General features: G+C 53.3%; 17 protein-coding genes and 3 pseudogenes. 9 read left to right on the top strand and 11 right to left on the bottom strand.

Annotation, left to right across the window (positions count from 1 at the left end; translation table 11 throughout):
- The 10 genes and pseudogenes from Q5Y71_RS13715 to Q5Y71_RS17625 form a co-directional block, all read right to left on the bottom strand.
- On the bottom strand, positions 1-252 hold a 252-nt coding region (locus Q5Y71_RS13715; protein ID WP_306042678.1), incomplete at its 3' end, for a transposase.
- Between the two features lie 204 nt (positions 253-456).
- On the bottom strand, positions 457-993 hold the full coding sequence (locus Q5Y71_RS13720; protein ID WP_306042679.1) for a DUF2058 domain-containing protein: 537 nt from the start codon (positions 991-993) through the stop codon (positions 457-459).
- Between the two features lie 237 nt (positions 994-1,230).
- Positions 1,231-2,223 carry a recombination-associated protein RdgC gene (rdgC, locus tag Q5Y71_RS13725; RefSeq protein ID WP_306042680.1) on the bottom strand — a complete coding sequence of 331 codons (993 nt, stop codon included), beginning with the start codon at positions 2,221-2,223 and terminating at the stop codon, positions 1,231-1,233.
- Between the two features lie 255 nt (positions 2,224-2,478).
- Positions 2,479-3,618 (bottom strand): alkaline phosphatase family protein, encoded by a 1,140-nt coding sequence (locus Q5Y71_RS13730; RefSeq protein ID WP_306042681.1) that lies wholly within the window; start codon positions 3,616-3,618, stop codon positions 2,479-2,481.
- 288 nt (positions 3,619-3,906) lie between these two features.
- Complete coding sequence (locus Q5Y71_RS13735; protein ID WP_306042682.1) at positions 3,907-6,264, bottom strand: TonB-dependent receptor domain-containing protein; 2,358 nt, start codon at positions 6,262-6,264, stop codon at positions 3,907-3,909.
- A 196-nt stretch (positions 6,265-6,460) separates the two neighbouring features.
- A pseudogene (locus tag Q5Y71_RS13740) lies at positions 6,461-7,709 on the bottom strand (IS256 family transposase).
- A 307-nt stretch (positions 7,710-8,016) separates the two neighbouring features.
- Positions 8,017-8,355 carry a hypothetical protein gene (locus tag Q5Y71_RS13745; protein ID WP_306042683.1) on the bottom strand — a complete coding sequence of 113 codons (339 nt, stop codon included), beginning with the start codon at positions 8,353-8,355 and terminating at the stop codon, positions 8,017-8,019.
- Positions 8,356-8,365: 10 nt separating this feature from the next.
- Entirely contained in the window at positions 8,366-8,866 is a 501-nt protein-coding gene (locus tag Q5Y71_RS13750; protein WP_306042684.1) for a hypothetical protein, read from the bottom strand.
- Between the two features lie 204 nt (positions 8,867-9,070).
- The gene (locus tag Q5Y71_RS13755) at positions 9,071-9,769 is read right to left on the bottom strand and encodes a hypothetical protein (protein WP_306042685.1); all 699 of its coding nucleotides are present in this window, start codon (positions 9,767-9,769) and stop codon (positions 9,071-9,073) included.
- A gap of 581 nt (positions 9,770-10,350) precedes the next feature.
- Positions 10,351-10,500, bottom strand: coding sequence for a multicopper oxidase domain-containing protein (locus Q5Y71_RS17625; RefSeq protein WP_371877062.1), 150 nt, complete (start codon positions 10,498-10,500; stop codon positions 10,351-10,353).
- Here Q5Y71_RS17625 and Q5Y71_RS13760 point away from each other — a divergent pair.
- Positions 10,500-11,011 (top strand): annotated as a pseudogene (locus Q5Y71_RS13760) (IS5 family transposase); the annotation flags it as partial. The gene Q5Y71_RS17625 and the pseudogene Q5Y71_RS13760 sit on opposite strands and share 1 nt — an antisense overlap.
- Here the strand turns inward: Q5Y71_RS13760 and Q5Y71_RS17630 are convergent.
- A pseudogene (locus tag Q5Y71_RS17630) lies at positions 10,992-11,060 on the bottom strand (hypothetical protein); the annotation flags it as partial. The pseudogenes Q5Y71_RS13760 and Q5Y71_RS17630 sit on opposite strands and share 20 nt — an antisense overlap.
- A gap of 1,197 nt (positions 11,061-12,257) precedes the next feature.
- Between Q5Y71_RS17630 and Q5Y71_RS13770 the strand changes: the two are divergent.
- From Q5Y71_RS13770 to Q5Y71_RS13805, 8 genes are all read left to right on the top strand, one after another.
- Positions 12,258-12,989, top strand: a complete 732-nt coding sequence (locus tag Q5Y71_RS13770) for a helix-turn-helix domain-containing protein (protein WP_306042687.1) — start codon at positions 12,258-12,260, stop codon at positions 12,987-12,989.
- A gap of 526 nt (positions 12,990-13,515) precedes the next feature.
- The gene (locus Q5Y71_RS13775) at positions 13,516-16,320 is read left to right on the top strand and encodes a TonB-dependent receptor (RefSeq protein WP_306042688.1); all 2,805 of its coding nucleotides are present in this window, start codon (positions 13,516-13,518) and stop codon (positions 16,318-16,320) included.
- Between the two features lie 240 nt (positions 16,321-16,560).
- Positions 16,561-17,745, top strand: coding sequence for a Gfo/Idh/MocA family protein (locus Q5Y71_RS13780; RefSeq protein WP_306042689.1), 1,185 nt, complete (start codon positions 16,561-16,563; stop codon positions 17,743-17,745).
- Entirely contained in the window at positions 17,738-18,802 is a 1,065-nt protein-coding gene (locus Q5Y71_RS13785; protein WP_306042691.1) for a sugar phosphate isomerase/epimerase, read from the top strand. Before Q5Y71_RS13780 ends, Q5Y71_RS13785 begins: the two co-directional genes overlap by 8 nt.
- A gap of 23 nt (positions 18,803-18,825) precedes the next feature.
- Positions 18,826-20,082 (top strand): sugar MFS transporter, encoded by a 1,257-nt coding sequence (locus Q5Y71_RS13790; RefSeq protein WP_306042692.1) that lies wholly within the window; start codon positions 18,826-18,828, stop codon positions 20,080-20,082.
- Positions 20,083-20,120: 38 nt separating this feature from the next.
- On the top strand, positions 20,121-20,816 hold the full coding sequence (locus tag Q5Y71_RS13795) for a DUF1080 domain-containing protein (protein ID WP_306042693.1): 696 nt from the start codon (positions 20,121-20,123) through the stop codon (positions 20,814-20,816).
- Between the two features lie 15 nt (positions 20,817-20,831).
- Entirely contained in the window at positions 20,832-22,514 is a 1,683-nt protein-coding gene (locus Q5Y71_RS13800; RefSeq protein WP_306042694.1) for a GMC family oxidoreductase, read from the top strand.
- A complete protein-coding gene (locus Q5Y71_RS13805) occupies positions 22,515-23,249 on the top strand; it encodes a gluconate 2-dehydrogenase subunit 3 family protein (RefSeq protein WP_306042695.1) in 735 nt (244 codons plus the stop codon).
- Positions 23,250-23,368: the final 119 nt, after the last annotated feature.

The following is a 23,368-nucleotide window of genomic DNA, read 5'->3' on the forward strand; positions in this document are numbered from 1 at the left end:
GATATTGATCACATTATTTTCCTGGAGGGCTAGAAAGACCCTATCCAGTACACCTTGCTTGGCCCAACGATTCGCCCGCATGTAGACGCTGTGCCAACGGCCGAATTTCTTCGGCAGACCTCGCCATTTGCAACCATGCTCGGCTATGTAAAGAATGGCGTTCAGCACTTGTAAGTTGGATATTTTCACGTTGCCGCGCTGGAGGGGCAGAAAATCTTCGATAATTTTGTATTGTTGCGCTGTAATTTCCATGAAGGGATTATACAGGATTTAGTGTGAACAGGCTTTAGTAGGCTGCCTGGAATAGATTGATGTTTTTCCAAGCACTAATGTGCCGCTGCCAGAAATCGTATTTACTCTGAGTAGGAATTTGAATCCCCAGGTCGTTAAAATCAGGAGAGCAGAGAAAAATGGTCCGGTCTTTCAAATGGGGTTACGTGATCGATTATCGTTATTTTACCACATCAGATCATCGGGAATCTTAAAGTCGGCGTAGGGGTCGTCTTCTCCGTCTGGATTGATTGTCTCGGCCGGCTTCACCACGATATCACTGTTGCGCTCGGCGATCTTGTCTGCGATCACCCTGGGAACCAGGTCAAAACGTTGCTCCATCGCAACAATTACCAGCCGGCCAGTTATCAAGTGTTCGTATAGTGCTTCAGTGACGTAAATCGTTTTGACCTTTTTGTCGAAAGTAAAATTGTAGGCAATTTCACCATTGCCGTGTGATTGGCGGTTATTGTCCACCAGTTGCTTGATCTGTGCGGCGATAGCTTTCTGCTGGGCTGCAGCATCGCGTTGGGTATTCAAGGCGCGATCTCGCGCCATTTTATCGGTGCGGGCCTGCTGTACAGCCAACTTCGTTTCATCGATTTGTATTTCTGTGGACTTTTTGGCAACTTTTTGTTGCTTGCGTTTTTCCCTGCTGACCTGCTTGGCTTTCTTTTTGTCGACAAGCCCGGCTTGGAGCAGTTGGTCTTGAAGTGAGGTCATGGTGTGTTTTCCGAAATATTGAGTTGAAACAGCTTAGCTTGTCACCGTCCAGCTTGACGGGATGACCAACAAGTCAATTTTAATCCAGATTTTATACCAAAAGGATACCGCAGGCATTTTACCCGAACTTAACCGATCTGCCGCACTATTAAAAGGGTAGTTCCTCCAGATTGCCTTTCTTATAAAGAGACAGCGGCCAGTTGCTTGGATAGAAAGAATCCGCGCTAGCTGATGGAATCAAAAGGTCACTTCTTTTACTGCCTGTGCCACAGTATCAGCTTGCCCGCTGGAGGTTTTGGCCACAATTTCCTCGACACTAACCGATTCGGTGCTGGTGCCGCCGAGGGCTTTGAGCAGATCCTTGATCAGGGCAGTAAGTTCCAGGGCCATCACTGAGAAATCCGCATCGAATCTCTCAGCCGCCTCATCGGCATTTGTGTTGTCGGCTTTTTCCAGCAGTTCACTGCTGAATCTGATGCGTTTCAGGGCAAGCTGGTCATCCAGCAAAAATGTGATGCCATCGCGCCAAACCAGCCCTAACCTGTACACCTGCATCCCGGCCAGCAGATGATTTTGGATCTCTTGTGCGCAAAGGTCCTGATTCTTGCAGCGGATCACACTGCCACTGTCTTTGGGATCGCGCAGTTCACACTCATGCTCGAAATCAAACTGTGATGGTGCCTGCGATGTGGCGAGCCAATGGGTCATGGCCTGCTGCGGCAGGTTTTTGGCGGAGAGTGGGACCACAGCGAGGCTGCCGATGGCCTCGCGGAGGTTTTCCAGTAACTCCTCTGCGGCAGAAGCGGAAGAGGCATCAACCACCACCCAGTTGGACCGGGGGGAGAGGTAGGCGAAGTGCAAGCGGGAGCGCGCGAAGGCTTGGGGGCGCATCTCCAGCAGGACATCGTCCTTGAGGTTTTGCCGCTCCTTGCGGCCTACCTGGCGGGATTCCCTGTCACTGATAGCCTGTGCCAGCGCCTCCACGCGTTCATTGACCACTGCGGCGGGAAGGACCTTCTCCTGCTTTTGGGCACAGATCATGAGATATCCATTGGTGGCGTGCACGAGCTGGTTGCCGTGCCGGCCCAGAGGGGGTACCCACCCGTAGCGGACAGAATCCTGACTTCCGCAGGGAGAGAATGCATGCGGCTCCAGCCATTGGTTGAGTGTTTCGGCGTTGAGGGTGAATTCTCTGGTTAAGCGATAAATACGAAGGTTTTTAAACCACATACAGCTGGCCATCTGTTATGAGTTGCGTGTGAAGCTGCAATTATGCGAAAACAGGTGTGACACAGCCAGTGTATTCTTCATGAGTACCGGGTTGGTTATTTCTTGTACTGCTGCGCCGATTTGGAGGGTTGTGCTGAGGCTTCGGTACCCAGGGCACCACAGTGGAATGGCGTGAAAAGCCAAGCCAACAGCGCGCCCTTTTTTTCAAGGAGGGTGTTCTCTATGTTACTCAGGCAGCCCCCAAGAGTGTGTGGTTTATTGCGTGTCAGTTTTACGGAGGATTCTGGCGATTACCGGACCGGCACGCTTGTCAAAATCACCGGGGGTAAAGCCCAGTAGTCTCAATGCGGTTGCTGCCACCTGATCCTGATACAGGGTTGCGCCGCCGGAAACCTCTCCAATGTGCTTGATATCCGGGCCCAGTGCTGCCATCCAGATCTCGTTGGAACCGGGTATTCCCCCCTTGTGCGGGTGATCCTTTTTGCTGAGAAACTGGGTGAGTGCCGGCCCACTGGCATGGTGCGGCCAGGTTTCAGCCGTGTTGCCGCGCCCGTGGTCCACTGTGACAAGCAGGTTGGTATTATCCCGGTAGCCTTCAATCGTTTGCAGGGTATTCCAGAGATCCGCCAGGATAGCATCACTGCGATGAGCAGACTGCAGATACTGGTGATACTGTTCATCGTGGGCGAAATCATCGGTCTCCCCCAGGGCGATGTAGAGCACTTTCGGTTTTTTCTGAATCAGGTATTCCTTAGCCAGGCCGTAGGTGAAGGCATCGGGGCGTACGTCCTCCCAGAAAATCGGCAGCTGGCCTTGCAGTTCATTCAAAAACCGGGCGCGCGCCGATAGCTGTGGCCAGATGGCGGGTTCCAGCCCGGCATTGACAAAAATACCGCTGCGTTCCCGGTTAATAATGGCAGAAAAAACGCCCCAGCTGCCAAACGCAGCGATATTTCTTTTGAAGCCGGGTTTTTTATGCAGCCATTCCAGAAAAGTGATATTGACATTGGGTATGGCCTCATTAGATTGAATGTTTGGGTCGGCGCGTCCGGTGAGGATTTCGTTGTAACCGGGGTAGGAAAACCACCAATTATTGGTAACACTCGCCCGGGACTCTCTATTGCGGTTGCCGGCGAGCACCCCGCGCTGTTCTATTGTGCTCCATATAAATGGCAGGAGCTTTTGACGTTTTTCCTGGGCAGACTTTCCCCCAAACTGCTCGATCAGTTGGGCCTTGTTTTCGGTGTATTTGTCGTGTTGGATAAGCTCCGGATCGTAGCCGGAAAAGACCTCCTGCCAGCGTAAACCGTCGATCGTCACCAACACCAGGTGATCGGCAGCGTGGACATGGGTGCAAAGTATCACCGCCAGCAGTGATATCCATACTTTATTCATTGAGCCTGTCTCCCGCGGGAATTGCGCCCGCTCTCATTTTTTATCTTATCCTGATATATGGCTATATAGCCTGGTGCCTGCCGGATTCTTTACAAACACGCTTTGATGCCGGTTGTGGAGTCGGCTCAGAAGTCTCTCTGCGATGGATTGGGCAATCAAAGAGCGCGCCCGCTGATCTGGCAGCGCACCTTGAAATACCCACCCAGTTGTAAAAAATACCTCTATCCCGACGGTCCGCTCCAACCCGGGGACGGCGGTGGGTACTGTGTGACTTGCCGATGTGCTTTCTCAGAAATCCACAGAGGCTGAGAGCGAGAGCGTGCGGGGTGCGCCGATCCAGGCGCCTCCGGATACCACGGTTCCCAGATAGTCGGTATCGAACAGGTTGTTAACCACGAGGTTCAGGTTCACTGCAGTCAGCGCCGGGTTAATCTCTGTGAGGTTAATGCCAATGTAGGCATCGGTGGTGATATAGGCATCGGCCACCCAAGTATTATTGGTATCCACATAGCGATCTCCGGTGAACTTGCTGGAAACACCGCCGTACAAGAGTTCTGAATTCCAGTCCAGTCCCACCACAAACAACTGCTCCGGGATGCCGACTACCGTATTACCGGGAGTGATACCCTGGGCTTCATCGACTGCGGCATCCCCTGAGCCGAGGTAGGTGGCATTGATCAGGGTATAGGATGTGTAGAGATTGAAGGACTCTCCAAGGTCATAGTCCAGCAATAATTCCAGGCCATTTGATTCGATACCACCGGCATTGAAGTAAGTGCCATTGGTACCGATCAGGTAATTGGGGCCTGTGGTGGTATTGTTGTCCAGGAAAATAATCCGGTTTTCAAATTGATTCTCGAAATAGGTGGCGGTAGCTGTGAAGCTATCCCCAGTGTAGCGCAGGCCAATTTCAATGGTCTCAGAAGTTTCGGGGTCGATATTGTCCAGGTCCGAATCTGGGCGTTCGAGCACACTGTCTCCTATTGCCTTAAAGTTCTCCGCGTATCCGGCAAACAGTTCAGTGTTTTCTAATGGGGTTGCCCAGAGCAGCCCCGCGGAGATCAAAATATCGGAGTCGGAATTGATACCCACATCGGGTGATGCGCCGAAAAAATCCTCCCGCTGAACATCCACAAAGAACTGCTTGGCCCCCAGTGTCAGGGTGAGTGCGTCGATAACCAGGGCGTCCTGCAGATACCACTGGTGGGTTTCCTGAGGGTGGCTGCGGTCGTACTGCACCCAGTAAGGCGTTGCATCAAAATCGGCACCGCGGGTGGCATCGGTGATTTTGTGCCAATCGCGGTGCTCGTCACGCGTGGCGTCTTCGTACCAGAGGCCACCGCGCAACTCGTGCTCGAAGCCGGCGATCAGAACATTGTAGGTAAAGTCCGCTGTCAGGCCGGTCCGTTTCTTCTTGTAGTGGGTGTGGCGGTAGGACATAACCGGGATAGCATTTGCGGGATAGCATGCTGGGTCATACTCCGGTCCCGACTTGCCATAGATATTGACAACTGAAGAAATGCAGTCATCTAAAGGTGTGAGCGCATTGCCATTGGCATCCACATAGAAAATCTGCCCTGTCTGAAGGCCACCATAAGCGGTGGAACCGCCGAGGAATTCCGATTGGCCTGCATTTCCATCATTGGTGATGTCCACCAGATAGGGGGGAACCCAATCGCCGCGTCCCGAATTGGTGTGGTAATAGAGCCCGGCATGCAGGTTAAGACGTTCCGTGAGATCATACTCGAACTGCGAATAGGCCAGCAGGTTCTTGCGCAGGGTAGACCAGCCGCGGCGGTAGAGTTGATCGATATAGGGGATGCTCGTCCATTCTCCGCGCAAAAAGTCGTCTTCCGGGAATTCCTTAAACTGCGTCTCGGAATAAATACGCTGGTAGTTATCTTCGTGAATGTCATCATAGGAAACGTAGGTTTTGACACTGCCGTTTTCCAGCGTGGTAACCAATTTTGCCGCAATATGCTCGCGTTCGTTTTGCGCGGTTTCGGTGATCCAGTCAGTGGCTTCCTGGTTGGCGTAGGAGATCCACGCTTTACTGTTGCCGGCAAAGGTACCGGTGTCGAACCGATAATAGAAGCGTCGGGCATCGAACTCGCCTGCGGAAAGCTCCATGCGGCTGCGGCGTGTGTCCTCGGGGTCTTGGCTGCGGTAATCAATAGTGCCACCCAGGGCATCCAGAGAGCGGGAGGCAATATCCGAGGTGCCCTGAGAAACCTCTATGGAGGCGAGGTTGGCGGGGTCGATAAAGCGATTGGCCTTGGCGCCACCACCATAGTTGGAACCGCCATTGGGGATGCCATCTATGGTAGTGCCAATTTGCTGCTCATCCAGGCTGATAGTAAAGCCGCGCACACTGATATTGGTAGACCAGTCATCAAAGCCATAGGCATCCCCCTCGTTGACGGAAACACCGGGCAAATTATCGATCAGGGCGTTGACACTGGTAATGGAGGACTGCTGCTTGCGCATGGCCTCGGATACTGCGCTGCTGTTAAAAGTGGCACCCGTACCCAGCACAACGACCTCCTCCAGCTGACCGTCGTCTGCCGGTTCGGCCAGCGATTGATTCGCGGCGATCAGCGTGGTTAGGGAAATGGCAGAAGCCAGGCAGGTTTTTCTGGAATTCATCGGGGTACCCCTGTTAGTCGTATTTGGCAATTCGAAAGCCGGATCCTATGTGCCCGGTCTGGTTTGCCCGCGTACATTGAAGCGCCTTGATGAACGATTCATTACAGCCAAATTAAACTCTCATGAAGGGCTTTTGATTGCGGTCTGTACCATTGAGTGAGGAGTTATTGTCAATTCTGGTGTTCAACAAGCCTGATTAAGCAGCGCTCTGACCGGCTGTTGTCACCTCCTCTCCATCCTTGAACTTCACTCCGATGATGACCTTGGCAAGGTAGTCAAAGCCCCGGAGCTTTCTCCACTTTTCTTCTGCACACATTCCCAGCTTGAACACCATGTGTAGCATTCCTTCTCTCGACAGACAGCCTTTCGAGCGCTTGGTCCGGTGTCGTATTGTCCCGAACGTCGACTCGATCGGGTTCGTTGTCCGGATGCTCTGCCAGTGTTTTGCCGGGAAATCGTAGAAGCTCATCAGTTCTTCGTGGTCCTTTAGCAGGCACTCGGAAACTTTCGGGTATTTGGCTTCGTACGTCTTGATAAAGGTGTCGAATGCCTTCTCCGCGCCAACCCTTGCCTCAGACTGCCAGATGTCGTGTAGAAAGCGCTTGGCTTTCGGCTGGCACGACTTGGGCAGCTTGTTGAGTACATTGGCCGTCTTGTGTACCCAGCAGCGCTGCTGGCGCGTCTCTGGATAGGCCTCTTCCAGCCCCGTCCAGAACCCCATGGCACCATCGCCAATTGCCAGCTCTGGGGCGTTCATGCCGCGCTCTTTTAGCTTTCCCAGCACACCTTTCCAGCTCAGCGTCGATTCTCGCTCCCCCGTCTTCAATGGCCAGAAAGTGCTTTTCTCCGCGTTCGTTCACGCCAATAACAACCAGAGCGCAGAGCTTGCTTTCCTCCGAGCGCAGGCCGCTGTATATGCCGTCTGCCCAGATGTATACCCAACGATCTTTATCAACTCGCCTGGTTCGCCAGGTAGCGTATTCATTCTTCCACTGCCCCTTCAAGCGAGCCACCGTACTGGCTGATAAGCCCTTCGCTTCCGGACCAACCAGTATCGATAGGGCCCCTTCCATCTCGCCGGTTGAAACGCCCTTCAGGTATAACCACGGCAGCGCCGCCTCCAACGAGCGGGCCTTGCGCACATACGGCGGCACCAGGGCTGAGCGGAAGGTTACCGGCTCTCCATCCTTGCTGCGGATCTTCGGTACCTTCACCTTTACGGGGCCAATCCCGATCTGTATGTCGCGCTCAGGCAAGTGGCCATTGCGAACGACGGCAGCACGGTCATCGTCCAGGCGGCGGTTCTTAAACCCCTCCATGAAAGTGGACAGCTCGGCCTCTATCGCCTGCTGTAGAAGCTCCCGTGCGCCCCGGCACAGCAATTCAGTCAGCGGGTCTGCGGTTTCCTGTCGACCTGTAAACTCAACAACGGTATTCTTATCCATAGCGGCGTATTCCTGATTGGTTTCATTGTTTGGCGACAACAAATCAACCAGATACGCTGCTTTCTTTCAAACACTTAAACACCAGATTCGGTTATAACTCTTGAGTGAGTAAGGGGAGTGTGGGTTGCCCTCTGCGAACACAGGCCATTGCCACTGGGAAAGCGGACGTTTTAGAGGATTGGCACAATAGGAAAGCAAGATCAGCGCAAGTACACGGGGTCGAGACAAACCCGTTTTGAGAGCCGGCAACCTGGCAGGAAGTTGGTATCCAGGGCTGGCTCTGGTTAGCCCCGGCAACAGGGAGTCGTTAATTGGCTACCTTGAGGGATATCCCTGTGCAGGCCTCTATAGCGGTCCAAAGAACACCGACGATCGCATTCCAAACTTTCTCGATAGTCACAGCGAGCAGGCCACGCAGGGTCCTGGCAAAATTCAGGGCCATGTCCTCCAGAGAGTCCAGAAAATAATCCCTTAAGTCTTCGTTGATTTCTCTGTTCAGAATGGCTTTGGTAATCAACTGTGCCTGCAGAGCCAGGGCCGACAATTGGCGTTCTGAGAAACCGCGAATTTCAGTAATGTCGTGGGCGATAATGGCGGAAGCTGTATCTTTAATATTGGAGATCAGTTGGTTAACGTCAAGTGACATGTTGAAGTCCTCAGCGATGTAAAAACGATTCGTAGGTGAGTGCCTGGTCCATGGAGATCAACACTTCATTCTTAAACAGTGTAACCGCACCGGCGTGCAGCCCCTTGTCTTCGTCCTCCTCGCGCATTCTATTCAGGCTGGTTGAAATCCTCTGCAGACAAGTGACGCTGGGCGGCTGTTCCTCAAAGAGGATATTCGTCTGTGTGGCATCCAGATAGTGGTTAATCTGTTTTAGGGTATCCCGATTGGGGATAGGGCGGGTGTTGGACTGCATGGCCAGTGCATCAATCCTGCCAATCAGTGCATGATAGTTCTCGACCCTCTCGGTATAGGTGTTCTTATTGGTGCCATGGGTCACTGAAGAGAAAAACTGCATCAACTCGACATTGACCTCGGTGAGATCAGAATAGAGTTCAGCATCGTATCTGGGCGCCAGCTGGGTGCAACTACTGACCAGGAGCGTCAGAAAAAAGACTAGTGCCAGCACTATCTTGGGATGATTGGAATACATGGATACTTCCTTTGACTAAAGTGTATTTTTGGTATTTTCTGAGATGATCCGTTACCCACAGATACCTCGAAGCAGGAATAATACCGCGAACTGCGGGAAGAGATGTACAATCAATAAAAAATAGATAGCTGGGGTTATGGGTGTTTTTCTCTGTGGGCCCGCAGTGGAGCCCTTAGAGGGCGGGCTCCACCACAGGAGGACAGGTTAGGGGTGGGTGAACTGAAGCCGAACCTTTTGCAGCCTCAAAAGATTTGTTGCGGCATCAAAGCGGATACGCGCCAGGTAATAACAGCTTTGGGTGTCGATTGGCCGTGCTGCCGTGCTGATTGCTGCGGACCCATTGGGGTTGTTAAAGCTTGTATCGGTGGCGACTGTTGTAAACGTGATGACTCCGCCGGCGAAGTCAGGCTGACATATTTCAAAAAGAAATACCGCCATCATCGAATTGGGATCATTGTCGGACCACCACCACCTGAGAAACTGTAATACGCCGCCGTTAGGCAGGTCCTCAACTTGCGCGTCGGCGAAGCGCTCTGTACCGAGACGGCTGAGCTCAACCCCGATTCCAGCCGAGTAGAGCCATTGCGAACCAGTAGTATCGACCCGGCCGATGAACTCCTTCGGTGAAACCGGTGAATAATCTGTGCTTCCAGATGGAAACAGCATGGCCTGGATATCGGGGTCAACAGCTGGTGATGGGCCTGAATCCGTACTGTCCCCCAGTACAACGCCTGGCGCCATGTAGACGTTGTCTGCATCCTGCGCAAACCCCATTGCTTCGAGTGTAGCTGGGTCAGTCACGAGAATGTCATCGCCGGCAAGTGCTGCTTGAGCAGTGGTGGTGAGGCAGAAGCTTATTGCAAGGGAACAGCCAAGCCACGTGGTTTTAAGGTGTTTTAGCATCTTGTAATCTTCCTGATATTAAAAAAAATGATCCCCAACATTCCCTCTGGATACAGGTGCAGCTATTACTGAAATGAACCTGGTGATGTCAGGTGTTTTACCCAATGATGACAATGATCGATCAGAGACAGGCAAAATAATTATCACCGATACCCGTCAAAGACGGTGAGAGTTCCTAACCTGTACGGACTTGAGTGTCTCCCCATAGATTTGGTACATTTTTCTTCTGTGGGGGTGTCCTGTGCAGGATTCTTTTTCCTGAAACCGGCCGATACCTACCACAGCACCACAATAGCATAGGTCCTCCTCCTTACCAATTTTTCAGCTGGATTTTTCGCCTTTGTTCAATGTTGTACGGGTGCCTTTACAGCAGCTGAGGGTTTGCCTATGGACTCGAGAAAACACTTAGGCGCTGATCGTAATGATCCCTGGCGGGGATCACAATGTTCTTTATTGTCATTGCAGTAACTTATCGCAATCACATTCACGTCTCATGATCCCCAGGGCAGAATCGACAATAGGGTTTAAGGATTTTTTTAAGAAGCTCGATCAAGTAACAGTGGTCATATGAGTGCCTGACACTAGGGCATTTTCGACGACGTCGATGCCTGCACCTCGAAGGGGCGCATCATATCGTAGTCCTCGTGGGAGAGCAGGTGGCAGTGCCAAACATAGATGCCCTCGCGATCAAAGTGGGCGATGACCCGGGTAACCTGGCCCGGTAGGGCTATTCTCTCTTGATTCTACGGCTGTTAAAGTTCATCCAGACGGCACTGGCGCGTTAAAAAAAACGGTCCTCAATCTATCGGCAAATCACGAGCAGGATGGACCACCAAGATCCATATGGTTGCAGCCGGCCACAACCGCGCCGTAGTATTTTCTCTGTCACCGGGGCAGGCTGGAGACGCTCCGGAGGGCCGAAAGCTGCTGAAAAGCCATGAGAACTGCGGTTGGGATGGAGCCAAAGTGATCATGGACAAGGCCTACGAAGGTAATGAACCCCGGCAGTTGGTATTCGATCTGGGCATGGAACCTGTCGTGCCACCGAAGAGTAACCGATTGAGCACCTGGAAATACGACGTAGAGGCGTACGAAAAGCGAAATGAAGTGGAGAGACTGTTTCGATGCCTGAAGGGCTTCAGAAGAATTTTCTCTCGCTTTGATAAACTGGATGTTGTTTTCACGGTTTTTATTCACTTTGCGCTTATTGCCGATACTTTAATTAGTGTGAACAGGACCTAAGGCGGGTCATACCCAGAGTGTGGTCATGGTACCAAATCGTCGCGGCATCCTGGGAATTATCATAGTGATAGGTTTTTTCTTGAACAGTGGACCAGTTTCTTTATATCCCCGGGTGTACCATGCGGGTGGATTTCCGTCACTTTCCCACTCGCTGTGGCCACCATGCAGGTGGATCACAATGGGCACTGCATCCGGATCCTTGGTACTGGCGAGATGAATGGAGCGGTCGACGGGAAAAAGGTGGGGGCCCGACAGTTCATTGAGCCACTGCACCGCAATTGGCCGGTCCGTGCGTGCCCGAAAGGTGGGGCCGGGGGAGTGGAGTTGTCGGGCGTACTCAAAGCCCCACACGGTTGTCATCAGACGCTCGCCGTTTTTATCGCGCAGGCCCATCTAAACGGGCCCGGAGCGGACGGGCGGCTCGACCGGAGCAGAACCTTCGTGCCGGATCTCGATCGATAAGGCACGGGAGCTCGTGGATGAATTTCTCGATACCCATTGGATCGAGTAAAATCACCGGGTTTGAAGCATTGACAGGCGCCTCCCCGAGAGCGGGTGTTGTTGAGAGTATTGCCTTCAGGGCAAAGGGTTGATGGGTTGCCCCTCGACAGGTGTTGCAGCCCCTGCCTGATGGAGTACTCAGGTCTTATATTGTCGTCTAAATTATTATTTTTATAATAACAAATGCCCCGTTTTTAATAAGGTTTTGCGATTTTATTGTGTCCGATTGATTGCCCCCGTCAACTTCAATAACCTCATCAGCGCCCGGATCGGCTCGAATATCGCCGGTTTGGCGATGGTTGTTTAATAAAGTGGTTATTTTCTGATCGGCTGCTCTGGGTTACCGGCCCGGTCAGTCAATTAGGGCAGGCCCATGTGTCCAGGACTAAAGCGACACAGGGGTGTGCCGCCCCCGGCCTCTGTGTATTGCCGCCTGATTCCCCAAACTGGACGCCAGTTGAGACTGGAGGCCCAAACCCCGATTTGTGCGGGCGCTGGATTCCTCTGCCTATCCTCAATTACAGATAGCCACATGACCCCTTATTCGACCGCGGCTGCTTTGCCGTTCAGGGCTGCGGTCAAATGGGTCAATTACGTCTCAGGAGTGCGGACTTCCAACCGATAGGGTTCAATACCGGCAGTTCGCCAGGACCGCAAGTAGCGGGTGCAGCTGCATTACATAATAAACGCGTGACCGACCTGCCCGCCGACAGCCATGGCCTTCACGGACGTCAATGGAGAAAATATGAAATACGAATCCATAATCGCCCAGATCACAACCCAGCAGATTATCGCCATGTTCGACCTGCTTTCCGATTTGATTTTTTGGATAAAAGACGATACGGGACGGGTAATTCACTGCAATCAGGAATTTGTACGGCATGTGGGTCGCAAGTCCATAGGCCAGGTGTTGGGGCATTCCGATCTCGATTTTTCGCCCACCTACCTGGCCAGGAATTTTATGATGGATGACCAGCGGGTAATGGCCGGGGAGATTATTACCGAAAGGCTGGAGCTGAATATAGGCAGGTCCGGGGAGCTGGCCTGGTTCACCACCTCCAAACGGCCACTAAAGAACGCCCAAGGGGAGATTATTGGTACCTATGGTGTAGCCAGGAACCTCAAGAAAACCGTAAAAACCCTGTCGGGCATGGAGAAGATAAAAAAGCCTGTGGAATATATCAAGAACAACTATGTCCGCAACATAACGATTGAGGAACTGGCTGAGGTGGCCAGCCTGTCGGTCAGTGCCCTGGAAAGACGCTTTAAAAAATATCTTAAAAAGACGCCGATGCAGTTTCTCCGTGAAATCCGCCTGGAGAATTCGCGTCGCATGCTGGTCGAAACACAAATGCCGGTGTCCGAAATCGCCTACTCGAGTGGCTTTGCTTCCCACAGCTATTTTAGCCGGCATTTCAAAGCGATGTTTGGATTTCTGCCCGCCAATTATCGAGCGGAGGTCCAGCTCGAGTCCTAGCAGGCTGCTGAAAAAATCTTCCCTGGCTCTTATCAATCCAGGTCTATGACGCATGTCCGCGAAGCCTCCACGATACATCAGGCAGTTGCACGTTTGATTTGCGGCCTAACACCTTTGTTCGAGGCGGCAGACTGACAGGGCTATAGGGACTGTCCACAGTCGGACAGAGGCCGGTACAAGCCATTTTGTGTAATTGTGCAGGTTTTCAAAGGCGACAATCCAATCGACAAGGGGTCATCGATTGGATTACCGGGTTAACAGGAGCGGAATTTGGCTCTGGACTCATTCTGCTGGATCTTTGCACAAAGCCTAAACGCCGATTTTGTTGCATCGAAGACCGAATATCGGTTACCTTCCATTGGACCTTCTTGCCTAGTATCGAAGTGCTCGACAAGTAGCTGTTGTTTCAAAGGGGTTACTGCAGTCTTTCGCGGTTCAGCCGGGCTTGTGAAACCGGATAGGGAAGCATTGAAAACAACACTAAATCGGGCGGCGATAATTTGAATAACAAGGGAGGGGGGTCGTGATGATAAATAAAATAGATTACCAACACCTGTCGATATCGGGAGTGAAGTTCTTCCAACGCTCAGCACTGTATGTCTCGATTTCCGTCGCAGCAAGCGGGCTGGTAGTGGCACAAGAGGTTCCGGAGCAGGATCCTGTACTGGAAGAGATTGAGGTTATTGGCATTCTGGGAAGTAATACCAAAAACCTGGCCATTAAACACGATTCGAATTCAATTGTGGACGCCATCACCGCCGAGGATATCGGTAAATTTCCCGACAAGAATGTGGCCGATTCCCTGCAGAGGGTCCCCGGCATAACCATCACCCGGAGTGGTGGCGAAGGCAGCCGTGTGAGTATTCGCGGCACCAGCGCTAACTGGACTCTCACCCAGCTGAATGGAAACTATATTTCCACATCCGATAGCGGATCCCCCACCCGCAGTTTCAACTACGCCCTGCTGCCCTCTGCCATGATCAGCCGGGTGGAAGTCTATAAGAGCCCGGAAGCGAGGCTCGACGAGGGGGGAATAGGGGGCACTGTCATCCTCCGCAGTCGCAAGCCCTTAGAGCTGGGCGCCGGAGAGGGCATTGTCGCCCTGGAGTCAACCTACTCGGATACTACCGAAGAGTGGGAGCCGAACTTCAGTTCTCTCTATTCCTGGAAGAACGCAGATGAAACCTTTGGCATTCTGGCCGGCTATACCAATCAGGACAGAACGGTAGTTGGTATTGAGAATAGTGCTAGACACTGGCGCTTCCACTCGGATACTGTGGCAGATGCCGAAAGACCCGCGATTGTCGATCAGGCTACCGGTGAGGTGTACAACAATGTTTGGGCACCCCGGGCTATGGATATTTCAAACCAGAGACAGGACAGGACCCGGGACGGCTATCAGCTGACAACCCAGTGGCGCCCCACGGACCAGTTGGAACTGTCGTTTAACTACTTTGGTGCCTCTCTGGGGTACAACCGTCGCGAGCAGCGCCTGACGTTCGCTGAATGGAATGACAACCACAACCCCTACTTTGGTGTGGAGCTGGATGGAGATACCGTCGTCACCTATGGTTTCGGCGACAATGGGCTGCTCAACGGTGCCAACTGGGGCGATGCGGACGTGAATGGCGGCGTGGAGGTACGCCGGGGATTGATGTCTCCCCAGGTCACCGGTGAAGACATTACCGGGGACTCGCAGTCGGACACTTTTGACTTTGAGGCCAGCTATCAGGGGGATTCTTATTTCGCGACCCTGAACATCGGTCGCACCGAGGCCAAGGGCGGGGTTTCGGAGCGCATCATGGCCAATATGGATGCCCGCTACGGCTCGGTGAACAGCTGGCTCTGGTCCATCGCAGATGGAAAGCCGAGCTATGAAGTTTCCACGGATCTGACCACAGACCGCGACGCCTATCCCTACTACGACTGGTTCAGCTCTGATTCAACAGAGAATGAAGATCGGGAGGATTACTACCAGCTGGATCTGGAATTTGATACCGACTGGGAATTTATCAGTAAAATCTATCTGGGCACTAAGTACCGCGATCACGAAATCCGTTCACTCAGAAACACATTCCGCTGGGACGATGGCATTGCAGACAATGGCGGTTACCGGGGCTGGCTGCTCGGAACCGAGTGGTTCCACAACCCGGATTTCCACCCGGACACCTCCACCCTGCTGGGCTACGGGGTAGTGGACAACAGCGCGGGGGAAACCGGGGCAATCAATTTCCTCCCTTTCGACCTGAATGCGCTGAAACGCTATGTGAGCGACAATTTTACCCGCACTGTGGTACCTGTCCTGTCAGGCACCTACAACATCAATGAAAAAATTCTCTCCACCTATGCCCAGGCGGATTTTTTCTGGCACGACCTGCGCGGTAATTTTGGTGTCCGCTATGTGAATACGGACCTCACCACCTCCACCTACGATGATATTATCGGCCAGGAATCCACTGAGGCCATCGCCAACAATCGAAGCAGTGATACAACCAATATTTTGCCGAGCCTGAATTTGGCCTGGGACCTGAGCGATTCTCTGGTGCTGCGTTTTGCTGCTGCCAGAACCATGTCCAGAGTCAGTTATAGTGATCTCGGGCAGGCCGAATCCTATGGCCCGCCGGTAAATATTAACTCCAGCGATTCCTGGACCGGTCGCGGTTCCGGAACCTCCGCCAATACAGATCTGGAGGCACTGCTGGCGGACCAATATGATATTGGTATCGAATGGTACTACGCCGATGCATCCGCGCTGGGTATAACCCTGTTTAACAAGGATATCAGCAATATACCCATCAGTATTGTCGAGATTGTCGAGCGGGAGCACAACTGCTGTAACGGGCCAATTGAAGTTGAAATGAACACCAAAGTCGGGGGAGGGGAGGCGACTTCTCGTGGCGTTGAGCTGTTTGCCCAGCACGCCTTCGAAAACGGCTTCGGTGTCCTGGCCAACTACACCTATACCGATACCAGCACTTCCGATGTATTGAACAACGGCGTAAGGACAGAGGCCGAAATTCCCGGCACTGCAAAACACCAGTATAACCTTTCCGGATACTATGAGCGGGATGCTTACAGCATCCGAGCCTCATATAACTGGAAAGAGGACCGTGCCAGTTCGCTCCACCAGGGTTATAACCTCTACGACAAGGCCTATGGCCAGCTGGATGTAAATGCCAGCTATTACATCAACGCGGGATTAAGCCTGACAGCTTCGGTTATCAACCTTACCGAGGAAAAACAGGAGGGATTCTGGAAACAGGAGAACCGGCTGACCTATTACAATTATTATGGTCGCCGTATTTACCTGGGCCTGAACTATAAGTTCTGAGTTGCAAACCCTTGTGACGGCGGGCTGGAGTAGAGAGGGTTTTCCCACCCGCTGGCACGGGAAGATATGAATGCAATCATCATTTCAGGTAATGAGTATTAAAAAATCTCCGGGATTATAAATTTGCGAAGCCTTAATAAGCTTCCGGGATCGAGGAAGTCCAGTGATAGTTTTTACCTCTTCCCTAATAATACAGCGGTGGAGTGGGTACTATGAATAATGAACGCAAGGGATTGTAATATGAAAAAACTGCGTATGGGAATGGTTGGTGGTGGCAGCGGTGCCTTTATAGGAGAAATCCATCGTATTGCCGCGGCGGTCAGCCAGGATATCCAACTGGTCTGCGGGTCCTTTTCCTCCGATAGAGAGCGAACACTGCAAACCGGACGGCTATTGGATCTAGATGCCGACCGCTGCTACGGCAGCTACGATGAGATGTTTGCCAGGGAGTCTAGTCTGCCGAAAGACATCCGGATGGAGTTGGTGGCGGTAGTTACGCCCAACCACCTGCATTTTCCGGTGGCCAGGGCGGCACTGGAACATGGCTTTCACGTAATTTCCGACAAGCCGGCGACACTGAATTTGCAGGAAGCGATCCGACTTAAAGAAATTATCGCAAAAAACAACTGTCTCTATGCCCTCACCCATGTCTATACGGGATATCCTCTGGTCAAGCAGGCCAGGCACCTTGTTGAGAGGGGAGAACTAGGAAATATTGTCAAGGTTGTTGCCGAGTACAGCCAGGGCTGGCTGGCCACAAAAGCGTCGGAGAGCAGCAAGCAGGCCGCCTGGCGGCTAGATCCTGCGCGCTCCGGAAGAAGCTGCTGTATTGGCGATATTGGCGTGCATGCGGCAAACCTGATTGAGTATATCTCCGGCTTGAAAATTACTGCCCTTTGCGCGGACATTTCCACGGTGGTTGAGGGCCGGACACTGGATGATGACGGCACAGTGTTTCTGAGATTCGACAATGGCGCGAAAGGTGTATTGTTGGCCAGCCAGATTTCGGTTGGCGACGAAAACAATCTGCGTTTGCGAATTTATGGGGACAAAAAGAGTATCGAGTGGTCGCAGTTGGATCCCAACACCCTGTGGCTGAGATCCAACAGCGAGCCTACACAACAGATTCGCACCGGAGTGGGGGAAATGAGCCCAGCGGCGACTCGCGCCGCTTATGCCCCGGCCGGGCATACGGAGGGCTACCTGGAGGCGTTTGCCAATATCTACAAAAATTTCAGTGCGCAGATACGAGCGCAGCGCGATGCACGGGGTTGCGACAACAAGAGCTTTGACGTACCCGGTATAGAGGAGGCCATACGGGGTATGGCGTTTATCGAAAAAACCATGGATGCGGGTCAATCCAGCTTGAACTGGATGCCGTTTTCACTAACAGCAGAGATGTCCGAGGATGTAGCCGGTGAGTAAAATCAGAGGTCCGGGAATCTTTTTGGCACAATTTTCCAGCGATGAAGCGCCGTTCAACAACTTGGCTGATATCTGCCGCTGGGCTTCCGGGCTTGGCTACAAGGCAATACAATTGCCGACGACCGATAGGCGCCTGTTCGATTTGTCACTGGCTTACAAGAGTGCCACCTACTGTGACGAGATAAAGGGCCTGGTGGCGGATTCGGGTCTCGCCATCAGTGAATTGTCCACCCACCTGCAGGGTCAGCTGGTGGCCGTGCATCCCGCCTATAGCCGGCAGTTTGATGCGTTTGCACCGGAAGCGGTGCGAAACAGCCCCCAGTGCCGTACAGCCTGGGCAGTCGAACAGCTTGTCATGGCCGCGGAAGTCAGCCAGCGACTGGGGCTGACCGCTCACGCGACCTTTTCCGGGGCGCTGTTGTGGCCCTCTTTTTATCCGTGGCCACAGCGCCCCCTGGGGCTGGTGGATGAGGGGTTCAGGGAGCTGGGTGCCAGGTGGCTGCCGATACTGGACAGGTTCGAAGATACAGGGGTCGATGTGTGCTTTGAGCTGCATCCGGGTGAGGACCTGCATGACGGGGTGACTTTTGAGCGCTTTTTGCAGGTTGTGGGAAATCACCCGAGAGCCAATATCCTCTACGATCCCAGTCACTTTGTATTGCAGCAGATGAATTATCTGGAGTTTATCGACATTTACCATGAACGTATCAGAGCGTTTCACGTAAAGGATGCCGAGTACCGCCAAAGTGGCCGCAGCGGTGTCTACGGCGGCTACCAGACCTGGCGTGAGCGGCCGGGGCGCTTCCGCTCCCTCGGTGACGGACAGATAGATTTCTCGCAAATATTCACCAAGCTGACGCAGTATGGCTATGATGGCTGGGCCGTATTGGAGTGGGAGTGTTGTTTTAAACATCCACAGGACGGTGCCAGGGAAGGGGCGGAGTTTATCGCCAGGCACCTGATCAGAACCAGTGATCGGGAGTTCGATGATTTTGCATCCAGTGGAGATGATCGGGGTTTAAACCGGGAAATACTTGGGCTTGATTTTGCCGGGTAGAAAAATGAACCTAAAGGTGGCATATGTCTATCAAGAAAAATAAATTGTTTTTTGCGAGCTGTCTGGCTCTGACAGTGACCGCTATGACGTTTGCAATCAGGGCCGGTATCCTGTCGCAGCTGGGCAGGGATTTCTCCCTGACAGATGCCGAGCTGGGGTGGATAAATGCCATGGCGTTCCTAGGATTTCCGGTCGCGACCATGATCGGCGGGGTGCTCTACAACTTGATCGGTGCCAAAAGGCTGATCATGATGGCATTTTTTGGTCACCTGCTGGGCCTGATTCTCACCATTGCGGCCGAAGGTTTTTGGGGCCTGTTGATCTCCAGTTTTTGTATCGGATTTGCCAACGGCTCGGTGGAGGCGGGGTGCAACCCGCTTGTGGCCAATCTGTACCAGAATAACAAGACCGCCATGCTCAACAAGTTTCACGTCTGGTTCCCGGGTGGAATCGTAGTGGGTGCCCTGGTTTCAAAATTGATGACCGACCTGGGATTGGACTGGAGCCTGCAAATCGCCGTTATGTTGCTGCCAACGGCCCTGTACGGCTATTTGATTCTGCAACAGGATTTCCCCCGGGAGGAGAAAGCGACCACTTCCACGCCAAATAACCTGGCGGCCCTGGTTTCGCCACTGTTTTTGTTTATGGCACTGTGCATGACACTGACTGCTACCAGCGAGCTTGGCACCCAGCAGTGGATAGAGAGAATTTTAGGGGCTGCAGGGGCATCGCCGATGCTGATTATGGCGATGATTACCGGCGTCATGGCAGTGGGGCGCTACTTTGCCGGCCCGGTGGTTAAAAAATTTAATGCGGAGGGAGTTCTGCTCTATTCGGCGGTGGCCACGTCCATCGGCATATACAGTATGAGCCTGTCTACCGGGGGGATGCTCTATGTATCGGCACTTATCTTTGCACTGGGCGTTACCTATTTCTGGCCCACCATGCTGGGGTTCGTTGCGGAAAATATTCCCCAGGCCGGTGCGGTCGGGCTATCGGTAATAGGTGGCATCGGCATGTTCGCGGTGAGTATCTGGAATCCGGTTATTGGACGCTGGATCGATCAGGCGCGGGAAACTGCCCTAGCCCGCAGCGCCGGCCCCGAGGAGGCGGAACTTATTGCTGGCCAGGCGGCCCTGCAGAATCTGGGTGTTTTTCCGCTGGTCTGTATTTTGGCTTTTATTGCGCTGAATATATATATGCATAAAATCCGAAATTTCGACGCAACTCACCTTGATCACTCTGCGGAATCCACTGATTTGAGTTCAAATAAGATTTAGCTTTTCAATTCCTACGGTTGCATAGGAGGCAGATTGTCATGAATAGAATATTAAACAGTATTTTAGCGGTGGTGCTTATTGGGCTTCCCTGGGGCCTGTGCGCCCAGGATAACCAGTTGACAGAGGAGGAGATAGAGCAGGGCTGGGAGTTGCTTTTTGATGGCCACGACCTGGAGAAATGGAGAAGCTTTAAAAAGCAGGGCCTGAGCAAAAAGTGGCAGGCGGTTGATGGGGAAATGGTCCTGACCGAGGGCGGCGGTGGCGATATCCTTACGAAAAAAACCTATAGGGATTTTGACCTGAAACTGGAGTGGAAAATATCCCTGGCGGGCAATAGTGGAATCTTTGTATTGGCGGACGAACTGGGCAGCCAGATTTACTCCCATGCCATTGAGGTGCAGGTGCTGGACAATGAGCGTCACGCGGACAACAAGGTGGCCTCCCATCTGTCCGGATCCATCTATGACCTTATTGCATCCCCCAAAAAGTCCCACAGGCCCGCCGGTGCATGGAACCAGGTGCGGATACTGCTCGAGCAAAAACACCTGCAAGTTTGGCAGAATGGCTACAAGACAGTGGATATCCTGATTGGTGGAGAAGAGTGGGGTCGGCTGGTCAAAAACAGCAAATTCAGGGATTGGGAAGGGTTTGCTAAGGGAGATACGGGACATATTGGTCTGCAGGATCACGGCGATAGCGTCGTCTTCAAGAATATCAAAATAAAAGAGATCTAATTCGGGGTGCCTGGCATGGAAAATTTTGACTATGAAGTGATTGTCGTCGGTTCCGGTGCCGGCGGTGCCATGGCTGCCTATACGCTCACAAAAGCGGGACACAAGGTATTGATGCTGGAGGCGGGCCGAGACTATGACCCCAAAACCGAAACCCCCATGTTCCGGCGCAACGGCGATGCGCCTCTGATGGGAGCGGGCAATGCGGACAAGAACTTCGGTTTCTATGACGCTACTGTGGATGGCGGTTGGACGGTGCCAAACGAGCCTTACACTCGCGCCAAGGGATCGGATTTTTACTGGTGGCGGGCCCGTATGCTGGGGGGGAGAACCAACCACTGGGGGCGTTTTTCACTGCGTTTCAGTGAGCACGATTTCAAAGGCAAAAGCCGCGATGGACTGGGGGCTGATTGGCCTTTCGAATACAGTGATCTGGCGCCCTGGTATGATAGAACCGAGGAACTGGTCGGGGTCTGTGGTACCAACACGGGCCTGGACGATATGCCGGACTCCTCCGAGGGAATACTGCAGCCACCGCCGAAAGCGCGGGTGCCGGAATTGCTGGTAGCGGCGGCGGCGAAGAAACTGGGAATTCCGACGGCCCCCATGCACAGAGCGGTGCTGACGCGCCCAAAAGACAATCGTGCGGCCTGTTTTTATGCCACCCCCTGTGGCCACGGCTGCTCCATCGGCGCAGCCTTCCAGACCACCACCTCTTTGATCCCCATGGCAAAAGCCACCGGCCGCCTGCAGGTAGTCACCGATGCCATGGTCAGGGAATTAAGCGTGGATGACAAGGGAAGGGTCACAGCAGTCACCTTTGTCGATAAAAAAACCAAAAGCAACCGCACCCTGGCAGCCCGTGTCATTATTCTGGCCGCCAGCGCCTGTGAGTCAGCGCGAATTTTACTGAATTCGAAGAGCAGGGGTTATCCACAGGGGCTGGCCAACTCCAGCGGCCAGGTGGGCAAAAACCTGATGGATTCCACCGGCGCGAATCTGGGTGCGATGATTCCGGGACTGCAGGGCCGGCCGATTTACAATGAAGACGGACACACTGCCAACCACCTGTTTATTCCCTGGTGGGGCCACAAGCTGCACGCAAAGGGTGCATTGGATTTTCCACGGGGATATCACTTCGAAATCGGCAGCGGATTCGGGGAGCCGGGCGCCGGTGTGTCCGGTGATCTGGATGGCTATGGCAAGCCGTTGAAGAATATTGCGAAGAGAGCCTATGGCTCCTATGTGGGCCTATCGCTGCGCGGTGAAATGTTACCCAACCCGCAGTCTTATATGGAAATAGATGACAAGGTCAGGGACCAGTGGGGTATTCCGGTGGCCAGGTTTCACTGGAAGTGGTCGGAGCATGAACTAAAGCAGGTTCACCACGGCCTGAAAACCGCCAGGGCGATCCTCGAAACCATGGGCGCCAGGTTTAGCGGACCTCTGCCCAGGGCGGAGGATGCCATCTCCAAGGGGGGTGAGATTATCCACGAGGTGGGCACCACAAGAATGGGTGATTCCCCGCGGGATTCGGTAACCAATCAATGGGGGCAAAGCTGGGATTGCGACAATTTGTTTGTGATGGATGGGGGTGTCTTTGCATCCAATCCGCACAAAAACTGTACCTTGACCATCATGACCTTGGCCATGCGTAACGCTTCCTGGCTGGCGGGACAGTTAAAGCAGGGGGTGCTCTAAATGGCTTCCAATAATGACAAGGCGCAGACCGGCGGGCGCTACAGGACAACGCTGACCCGCAGGGAGTCTCTGAAATGGTTGGGGCTGCTGTCCGCCAGTGTGGTAATACCCCCGATGCTTGCATCGAGCCTGAAAGGCGACTCCGTAGGGAAGGGACACTGGCCCAACATGTCGCTAAAACCCATTACCAGGAAGGGCTATGGCAAGGATCCCAAACTTATCGTTCCTCCGAAGGCGCCCTGGCCACTGACACTGGCGCCCCGGGAACTGGGAACAGTGGCCCTGCTGTCGGAGGTTGTGGTGCCGCGGGAGGGCAATGTGCCCTCCGCCAGGGAGCTGAAGGTGCCCGACGTGGTCAACGAGTGGGTCAGTGCGCCCTATGCCGGGCAGCAGCAGGACAGAGACTCGATCCTGCGCCTTATCGGCTGGTTGGAGGATGAGGCCAAGCTCAGGTTCGACAAGGGGTTCCTGGTGGCGGGGGACGCTCAGAGACTGTCGATTATCGACGATATCGCCTATAAAAAAGCGCTGGCTTCAGCGGAGTTCTCGCGCCCCGCGGCGGCCTTTGCCCGTTTGCGCGCACTGATTCTGGCGGCCTTCTTTTGCACCCCGCAGGGCACCAAGGATATTGGTTACCTGGGCAATGTGCCCATTGCCGGCGATTATCCCGGGCCCAGCCAGGAGGCGATGCAGCACTTGCACGGACTGCTGGATGAACTTGGACTGGCGCTGTAGAGACAGGGGTTAGCGGGATTTACATCGTCCGGAGCTGGCTGGATTTTAATCCCATTGCTGCGGGCGGTCTCCCTTGTAAGGCCCCTTTATAGGGTACTAGGGCCTGTTCACACTAAATC

The organism is Microbulbifer sp. 2205BS26-8, assembly GCF_030731025.1.
Classification (GTDB): Bacteria; Pseudomonadota; Gammaproteobacteria; order Pseudomonadales; family Cellvibrionaceae; genus Microbulbifer; species Microbulbifer spongiae.